Raw genomic sequence first — 8,360 nt, forward strand, 5'->3', positions numbered from 1 at the left:
CCGAGGAGCGCAGGGCGGACGGGCTGCGGGCCTGCCGGAGGACAGGCCTGCTTCGTGAACTGACTCGCGGCAGTTGTTTGAGCGCAGCGCGAAGCGCGTAGCGAGTTCTGCCGCGGCCCGTCTGCCCGAGCACCGCAGGGAAGTCGGCGCGCAGCGCCGACCGCCCCACTTGAAGCGCCGGCACGCCCTCACCGGCACCAGGGCCGAACCACCGCCCACAACCGGACCATCGCCGGGACCAGTCCACCGCAAGAAGCGAACCATCGGAACAGACGAACGGTCGGCCCACATCAAACGCCAATCACCCAACCCGCGACACCCGCCACTTCGCCAGCAAGCCCTGCGGCGCATACGACCGCTTGCTCCGTCTAAAACCAGGATTGCCCATGTCCTGCTCGAAGTTCAGCCAGACCACCGGCCGCGCGAACGACCGGCAGAAGTGCTGGAACATGAGCGGGTAGATGCCCACATGGCTGTCCAGGCCCTTGGCGAAGCGGATGGCGAACACGCCCGGTTCCAGCGCCTGCGCGAGCACGAAGGCCGCCGGCTGCGACTGGACGAAGTACACGAAGCCTTCGAGGCCGAAGCGCGCGGCATGCGCGATGGCCTCGAGGCACGCGTGCTCGTCGGCCTCGCCGGCATCCTTGCCCTTCTGCACCATCCAGCCCGCAAGCACCTCGCGCGCCGGTGCTTCCAGCGCTGAACCGAAGGGCACGGCCTCGGGCACATGATGGGCCAGGAACTGCCGCACCAGGTTGCGTTTCTTGGCCAGGGCCCGACCCGCATAGTCGCGGAAGGACTCGGCCGCGTAGAGGTAGTCCGCGTCGTCGTCGTTGGCGCTGCATGCGAAGCGGCCGGCCGGCAAGGCCCGGACCTGATGCTCGGCCACCGGATAGAGACAGCCATGCCTCTCGATCAACGCATCCAGCACCGCCAGCGGTGCCGTACCGATGTCGAAGAGCGGCATGACGTGCGTGGCACCGTCATACGTGCGGCCCGCGACGCCCGGCCACTCGCCGGGTAGGAAGCGGTACGCATGGGCCTCGCGGAACAGGTAGAGGTTGGAGAAGGCATGGTCCGACAGCGCCTGCGCACCCTGCCCCGCCCGCAAGGCCGCAAGCGCCGCGTCGATGCGCGGCTGCATGTCCAGCGTGATCGGCAGGCCGGTCAAGCGAGCGTTTCGAGGTAGTCGACGCGGCGCACGCCGGGCGGCGGCGCGCTGGCCGGCTCGCCGGCAAAGCACTGGGCGATCTGCAGCCATTCGCGCGCGGCGCCGTCGCTGTAGCGCAGCGCCGTGTCGGCGACATTGCGGCGCTGCGTCACCAGCAGGCAGAAATCCTCGGCCGTGCCGCGCACCCACTCGGGCGATGCCGGATCGCCCCAGGTCCAGGCACCCTCGCTTTCTGCGCCGCCGGGTGGCGGCTGCAGTTCCACGTACGGCACCACCGGCGGCACCGACAGGCCGCGGTTCACGAAGCTCCAGCCGAAGGTGGTCACGCCGATGTGCGCGATATGACGAAGCCGCGGACCGACCGCTCGGCGCCGGCGCACCACGTCCCACACGTCCTGGCCGTGGGCCCAGGTCTCCATCAGACGGGCCGTCGCGAAGGAGCGCGCGCTCATGCTGGGGCCGTACCAGGGCAGCCGGGCCTTGGGGTCCAGCGCAGCCAGGGCACCGGTGAGCTGGGCCGACACCGGTTCCCATCGCGCCAGCAGCGCCGGCCCGTCCAGATGGCCGTACTTCTCGCGGGCGATGGCACTGATCTCGCGGCCGGCCGTCAGTTGCGCCGTGAGTGCGGCGGTGTCGCGTGCGAAGGCGTCGGCGTCGGTGGCGGCCAGGAGCGCGGTCTCGTCGAAGTACAGCAGGTGTGCGATCTCGTCCCACGGCGTCCAGCCGTAGAAATCGCTGCGCAGGCGCCACTGTTCGGGGCCGAGGCCGCGCGCCAGCCCGGCCAGTTCGGCGTACTCGGCGCGCAGGTCGTCGATGGTGTCGTTCATCGGGGTCGTCGTCTTCTCGGTTTGTCGTTCAGATGCCCAGCTGCCGCGCAGCCAGGTCCTTCATCACTTCCTCGGCACCGCCGCCGATCATCATGACCTTGACCTCGCGGTAGATGCGCTCGCTCTTCGTGCCGCGCATGAAGCCCATGCCACCCAGCAGCTGGACGGCCTGGTCGGCGCAGAACTGCATCGTCTGCGTGGCCTGCACCTTGGCCAGGCAGACCCGCGCCACCAGTTGGGCCGGCTGCGCCAACTGGTGCTCGATGCGGTAGGTCAGGTCGTAGAGCAGCGCACGCGTGGCATCGATGCGCATGGCCATGTCCATCAGCTTGTGACGCACCACCTGCCGCTGCGACAGCACGCTGCCGCCCACGCTGCGCTGGCGCGTCCAGTCCAGCGCCTCCTGCATGCAGACCTCGGCGTAGCCGCAGGCCAGCACCGCCATGAACAGGCGCTCGCTGTTGAAGTTGTTCATCACCAGCTTGAAGCCCTGGTTCTCTTCGCCCACCCGATGCGCCACCGGCACCCGGCACTGGTCGAAGCGCAGGTGCGCGGTGTCGGAGCTCCACCAGCCCATCTTCTTGAGCGGCGTGCTCGTCAGGCCGGGCGTGTCGCCATCGATCACCAGCAGCGAGATGCCGCCCGCACCCTTGGCCGTGGGGTCAGTGCGCACGGCCGTGGTGATGAAGTCCGCCCGCACGCCGGAGGTGATGAAGGTCTTTTCGCCATTGACGATGTAATGGTCGCCGTCGCGCACGGCCGTCGTGCGCAGGCTGGCCACGTCCGAGCCGCCGGAGGGCTCGGTGATGGCCAGGGCCGCGACCTTCTGGCCTGCCAGCACGGGTGGAATCACCCGCTGGCGCAGCGCATCGCTGCCGGCCTTGAGCACAGGGGGCAGCGCAATGCTGTGCGAGTTGAGCGAGGCCTGCACCCCACCCCCGCCGCAGCGCGCAAATTCCTCGGCCACTATCAATTGGTAGAACAGGTCGGCCGGCGTGCCGCCATAGGCTTCCGGGTAGCCCAGGCCCTGCACGCCCAGCTCCGCCATGCGCGCGTAGAGCGCACGCGGAAAGGTCTCGGCCTCATCCCACTCGTGCACATGGGGCGTGATCTCGCGGGCGATGAAGTCGCGCAGGCTCGCGCGGAACTGCTCGTGCTCGGGCGTGAAATGGAAGGGAAGCGGCGGCGCTTCGAGCAGGTCCATGCAGGTCTCCTGATGCTGGCGCGAGGCTAGCGGCGGGCGCGCGGCCCGTCTTGCGCGAACTGGCTGCGCCGATGCCACGCAGGCGGATGGACAACGCAGCGAGTTGGCACAAGCCTGGCACCGCCCGCCTCGCTAAGCTGATTCCTTCAGAGGAAACGCGCATGACAGACACGCCGAACAACGCCTCCCGCACGGTCCGCATCGGCGGCGCGTCCGGCTTCTGGGGCGACAGCATGGTGGCCGCCCCGCAGCTCGTGAAGGGCGGCCGGCTCGACTACCTGGTCTTCGACTACCTGGCCGAGACGACCATGGCCATCCTGGCCGCGGCCCGGGCCAAGAACCCCGAGCTGGGCTACGCCACCGACTTCGTCGACATCGCCTTGAAGCCGGTGCTGGCCGAGGTCAAGCGCCAGGGCATCAAGGTGGTGAGCAATGCGGGCGGCATCAACCCGCACGGCTGCGCCGCCGCGCTCAAGGCCGTGGCCGAGGCGCAGGGCATCGCACTGCGCATCGCCGTGATCGAGGGCGATGACGTGAGCGGCCTGATGCCCGGCCTGCGTGCCGAGGGCGTGCGCGACATGTTCACTGGCGAGACCCTGCCCGAGAAGGTGCTGAGCGCCAATGCGTACCTGGGCGCCGCACCGATCGCCGCGGCGCTGGCCGCCGGTGCCGAGGTGGTCATCACCGGCCGCTGCGTCGACAGCGCCGTCACGCTGGGCCCGCTGATGCACGAGTTCGGCTGGACGGCCGACGCGCACGACCTGCTCGCCTCGGGCAGCCTGGCCGGCCACATCATCGAATGCGGCTGCCAGGCCACCGGCGGGCTGCACACCGACTGGGAGGACATCCCGGACTGGGCGCACATCGGCTACCCCATCGTGGAATGCCACGCCGACGGCAGCTTCGTCGTCACCAAGCCGGAGGGCACCGGCGGCAAGGTGATCCGCGCGGGCGTGGTGGAGCAACTGCTCTACGAGATCGGCGACCCCGGCGCCTACCTGCTGCCCGAGGTGAGCTGCGACTTCCGCGAAGTGCGCGTCACCCAGCAGGGCGACAACCGTGTGCACGTGAGCCCGGCCAAGGGCCGCGCGCCGACGACCCAGTACAAGGTGTCGGCCACGCAGCTGGACGGCTTCCGCTGCGCGGGCAGCATGGTGATCATCGGCATCGACGCCGAGAAGAAGGCGCGGCGCACGGCCGAGGCCATCCTGGAGCGCACCGGCAAGATCCTGCAGGCACAGGGCCTGCCACCCTTCACCTCCACCCACATCGAAGTCATCGGCGCCGAGACGCTTTACGGTCCGCACGCCCGCACCCGCCAGGCGCGCGAGGTGATGATGCGCGTGGTGGCCAACCATCCGCAGAAGGCGGCGCTGGCCATGTTCGCGCGCGAGATCGCGCCTTCCGGCACCTCATGGTCGCCGGGCACCACCAGCCCCGGCGGCGGGCGACCGGCGGTGTCGCCGCTGGTCAAGCCCTTCGCCTTCCTGCTGGACAAGGGCGCGGTGCAGCCGGGCTTCGTGCTGGACGGCGTGCGTCATGCGGTGGCCGTCCCTGCCGGCGCGCAGGCCTCGCCCGTGCCTGCCCTGCCCGCCCCGGCCGACTGGAGCGCCGACGAGCCCGCCACCGAGACGGTGCGCCTGATCGACCTGGCCTGGGCGCGCAGCGGCGACAAGGGCAACCTGTCCAACATCGGCGTGGTGGCGCGCCGGCCGCAGTGGCTGCCGCTGCTGTGGCACGCGCTGCAGCCGGCGGTGGTGGAGGCCTGGTTCAGACACCTGCCCGCCGGGCACGTCACGCGCTACCACCTGCCCGGCACGGATGCGATGAACCTGCTGATCCACGATGCCCTCGACGGCGGCGGCCCCTCGTCCATGCGCATGGACCCGCTGGGCAAGGGCATGGCACAGATGCTGCTGGACATGCCGATCGCGGTGCCGCCCAGGGTGGCGGCCGAAGCCCTCAGGCGCGGGGGCCGAGCATGATCACCGCCATGCCGGCCAGGCACAGCGCGACACCGGCCAGGTCATAGGCGGTGGGCGTCACGCCGTCCACCCGCCACAGCCACAGGATCGCCACGCCGACGTACACGCCCCCATAGGCCGCATACACGCGGCCACTGCCGGTGGGATGCAGCGTCAGCAACCAGGCGAACAGCGACAGGCTGGCGGCCGCCGGCAGCAGTAGCCAGACCGAGCGGCCCTGACGCAGCCACAGCCAGGGCAGATAGCAGCCCACGATCTCGGCCAGGGCCGTGAGCACGAAGAGTCCGAAGGTCTTGAGCAGGTACACGGCGGCCATTCTGCATGGCCGTGCTTCGCCAACTCCACCGCCCGCGGCTACAGCACGACCTCGTCCACCCGGTACTTGAACAGCCAGTGGTAGCGCTCGTGCACACGCTCCGGCCGCCACTCGCGATCCACGTACGCGGCCGCGCCGGAAGCACTGGCCAGTTCGGGGTTGTGGAAGCGGCGTCCGTTCTCGGTCGACTTCTCCACGATGCGGGTCGTCCGGTCGAGGCGTGCGGCTTCGTAGCGATGCAGCGCCTCAGGCGCGTCGTCGATCTCGGCCAGTGCACGGCCCAGCACGAAGCCGTCCTCGATGGCCATGGCGGCGCCCTGCGCCAGAAAGGGCAGCGTGGGATGCGCCGCATCGCCCAGCAGCGTCACCCTGTCCTGCGTCCAGCGCGCAAGGGCGGGCCGCGCCATCAGCGCCCAGCGGTACGGCACGTCGATGTGGCGGATCAGCGCGTGCACATCGTCATGCCAGCCTTCGAAGTCGGCGTGGCATTTGGCATGCGTGCCGCGCTGCGTCCACGATTCGGCCACCCAGCGGTCGGTCTCGACGATGCCGACGAAGTTCATCAGCTGGCCGCCGCGCAGGGGGTAGTGGATGACATGACGCCCCGGCCCGACCCAGTTGGTGCCGACCGGGCGTATCAGTTCCACCGGCAGGCGGCCGATCGGGATCACGCCGCGCCAGGCCATGCAGCCCGAATAGACGGCGGGCCCATCGCCAAAGAGCTGGCGGCGCACGGCCGAATGCACGCCATCGGCGCCGATCAACACACGTCCGCGGTGCTCCGAGCCATCGGCCAGCGTGAGCGTCACGCCGTCGGCCGTCTGGGCAAAGCGCTCGCAACGCGCGCCCAGGCACAGCGCGTCGGGTGCGAGGGCGCGGATCGCCTCCACCAGCACCCGATGCAGGTCGGGCCGGTAGAGCGTGTAGTAGGGATGGCCGTATTCCGCCACCGACGCATCGCCCAGGTCGAAGAGCTTCCAGGTCTGGCCGGTGCTCCAAAGCCGGATCTCCTTGCCCATCGGCTCGGCCGCGACGCGTGCCAGCGGCTCGGCCAGGCCCAGCAGATGCAGCGCGCGGGTGGCGTTGGCGCTCAGCTGGAGGCCCGCGCCCACCTCGCCAAGCTGCGCGGCCTGCTCGAAGACGCGCACGGCATGGCCGCGACGCAAAAGCGCCAACGCAGCGGTCAGGCCGCCGAGGCCGGCGCCGGCGATGAGGATCGGGTCAGGCATCGCTCACTCTCCCGTCACACCGGCCTGCTGGATGATGCGCGCCCACTTCGCGGCATCGGTGGCGATGACCTGGCCGAAGGCCTCGGGCCCATCCACGCCGGGTTCCACGCCCTGATCGCTCAGTACCTGCCGGATCTCGGCCGTGCGCGATACCTGCGCCATGGCCTTGCGCAGCGTCTCCAGCACGGCAGGCGGCGTTTCCTTGGGCGCCACCAGGCCGAACCAGGAGTAGGCCTCATACGGCTTGCCGAGGGCGGACTGCAGCGTCGGCGTCTGCGGCAGCGGCGCGTAAGGCTGGGTGCCGCCCACACCAAGGGCGCGCAGCTTTCCCGTCTTGACGAAGGGCTGCAATGCAGCCGCGGTGTCGAACACCAGGTCCACCTGTCCACCGATGGCATCGGTGATCGCCGGGCTGCCACCCCGGTAGGGCACATGGGTCAGCTTGATGCCGGCGACGTCGGCATACAGCTCGGTCGAAAGGTGGCCGATGGAGCCCGTGCCGGCCGTGCCCACCGTCAGGCGCCCGTCACGTGCCTTGCGGGGCAGGTCGGCCAGCGAGGCGATACCGCTGGCCGGCGAAGCCGCCAGCATCATCGGGCCGCGCAGGGCCATGCCGATGGGCACGAAGGACTGGGCGTCGTAGCGCAGGTTCTTGTAGAGGCCCGGCGCCACGGCAAGCGTGCTGGTGCCGCCCCACAGCAGCGTATAGCCGTCGGCAGGCGCGCGAGCGACGAAGGCGCTGCCGACGGTGCCGGCGGCGCCCGCACGGTTGTCGATGACCACCGGCTGGCCCAGCGTCTCACCCAGTGCCTTGCCGTACACCCGGGCACTGGCGTCGGTGGGACCGCCCGCCGGGAAAGGCACAACGATGGTGATGGCGCGGGAGGGATAGGGAGCCTGGGCCAGCGCCGGCACAACGGGCAAGGCCATCAGCGAGGCCGCGAGGGCGCGGCGCACAAGGGAAGTCATGGGTCTGTCTCCTGAAGGGGCGACCGGCACATCCCGCCGGTCCGATTCCCGATTGGAAGCGGCATGGCCAGCAAAGTAAAAGTCAGAAATAAAATCAATTGATGACTGATCTTTATCAAGGAAACGTCGGACCATGAACCTTTCGGCTCGGCAGTTGCGGGCCTTTGTGGCCGCCGCGCGGGTGCAGAGCTTCACCCGCGCGGCCGAGCAGTTGCACGTCACCCAGCCGGGGCTGAGCGCGATGCTCCGTGAGCTGGAGGCCCAGCTGGACTGCCGCCTCTTCGAGCGCACCACGCGCAGCGTGGCCCTCACGGCCCAGGGCATGGCCTTCCTGCCCACGGCCACGCGCGTGCTGAGGGAGTTGGACGATGCCGCTGCATCGCTGGGCCGCATCACGGCCACGCAGAAGCGTCGGCTGTCGGTGGGTGCCACGCCGGTCATTGCCTCGTCGGTGCTGCCGCAGGCCTGCGCGGTCTTCGCGCAGGCGCATCCGAACGTCGAGGTGGAGGTGCAGGACCTGGACCGCGCGCTGATCTACGAACGGGTGCAGAGCGGCGTGCTCGATGCCGGCTTTGGCGCCTTCCTCACCACCTCGCGGGCGGTGCGCCGACGCAAGCTGCTCGATGCACAGTTGCTGCTGATCCTGCCGGCAAACGAGT

At 69.9% G+C, this 8,360-nt stretch carries 8 protein-coding genes; 2 read left to right on the forward strand and 6 right to left on the reverse strand.

Features of this window, described 5'->3' with window-relative positions; all coding sequences use genetic code 11:
• Positions 1 to 301: 301 nt before the first annotated feature.
• Genes QZ772_RS06935 through QZ772_RS06945 form a run of 3 tightly spaced genes read right to left on the reverse strand, consistent with a single transcriptional unit; the run spans position 302 to position 3,202 of the window.
• Positions 302 to 1,171 (reverse strand): phosphatidylglycerol lysyltransferase domain-containing protein, encoded by an 870-nt coding sequence (locus QZ772_RS06935; protein WP_295524266.1) that lies wholly within the window; start codon positions 1,169 to 1,171, stop codon positions 302 to 304.
• Positions 1,168 to 1,998 carry a TIGR03084 family metal-binding protein gene (locus tag QZ772_RS06940; protein ID WP_295524268.1) on the reverse strand — a complete coding sequence of 277 codons (831 nt, stop codon included), beginning with the start codon at positions 1,996 to 1,998 and terminating at the stop codon, positions 1,168 to 1,170. The genes QZ772_RS06935 and QZ772_RS06940 overlap by 4 nt, the downstream gene beginning before the upstream one ends.
• Before the next feature lie 28 nt (positions 1,999 to 2,026).
• Positions 2,027 to 3,202 carry an acyl-CoA dehydrogenase family protein gene (locus QZ772_RS06945; protein ID WP_295524270.1) on the reverse strand — a complete coding sequence of 392 codons (1,176 nt, stop codon included), beginning with the start codon at positions 3,200 to 3,202 and terminating at the stop codon, positions 2,027 to 2,029.
• A gap of 161 nt (positions 3,203 to 3,363) precedes the next feature.
• On the opposite strand from QZ772_RS06945, the gene QZ772_RS06950 reads away from it, so the two are divergent.
• Complete coding sequence (locus QZ772_RS06950; RefSeq protein ID WP_295524272.1) at positions 3,364 to 5,187, forward strand: acyclic terpene utilization AtuA family protein; 1,824 nt, start codon at positions 3,364 to 3,366, stop codon at positions 5,185 to 5,187.
• Here the strand turns inward: QZ772_RS06950 and QZ772_RS06955 are convergent.
• Genes QZ772_RS06955 through QZ772_RS06965 form a run of 3 tightly spaced genes read right to left on the reverse strand, consistent with a single transcriptional unit; the run spans position 5,165 to position 7,701 of the window.
• Positions 5,165 to 5,494 (reverse strand): YnfA family protein, encoded by a 330-nt coding sequence (locus tag QZ772_RS06955; protein ID WP_295524276.1) that lies wholly within the window; start codon positions 5,492 to 5,494, stop codon positions 5,165 to 5,167. The genes QZ772_RS06950 and QZ772_RS06955 overlap by 23 nt on opposite strands.
• Before the next feature lie 47 nt (positions 5,495 to 5,541).
• Positions 5,542 to 6,732 (reverse strand): FAD-dependent monooxygenase, encoded by a 1,191-nt coding sequence (locus tag QZ772_RS06960; protein ID WP_295524273.1) that lies wholly within the window; start codon positions 6,730 to 6,732, stop codon positions 5,542 to 5,544.
• Positions 6,733 to 6,735: 3 nt separating this feature from the next.
• Positions 6,736 to 7,701: a tripartite tricarboxylate transporter substrate binding protein gene (locus QZ772_RS06965; protein WP_017761659.1), complete on the reverse strand. Its 966-nt coding sequence runs from the start codon at positions 7,699 to 7,701 to the stop codon at positions 6,736 to 6,738.
• Between the two features lie 133 nt (positions 7,702 to 7,834).
• Between QZ772_RS06965 and QZ772_RS06970 the strand changes: the two genes are divergently transcribed.
• Positions 7,835 to 8,360: LysR family transcriptional regulator (locus tag QZ772_RS06970; RefSeq protein WP_295524275.1), on the forward strand; the 526-nt coding region annotated here is incomplete at its 3' end.

Origin of the sequence: uncultured Pseudacidovorax sp. (assembly GCF_913773995.1) — a bacterium.
Classification (GTDB): domain Bacteria; phylum Pseudomonadota; class Gammaproteobacteria; order Burkholderiales; family Burkholderiaceae_C; genus Xenophilus.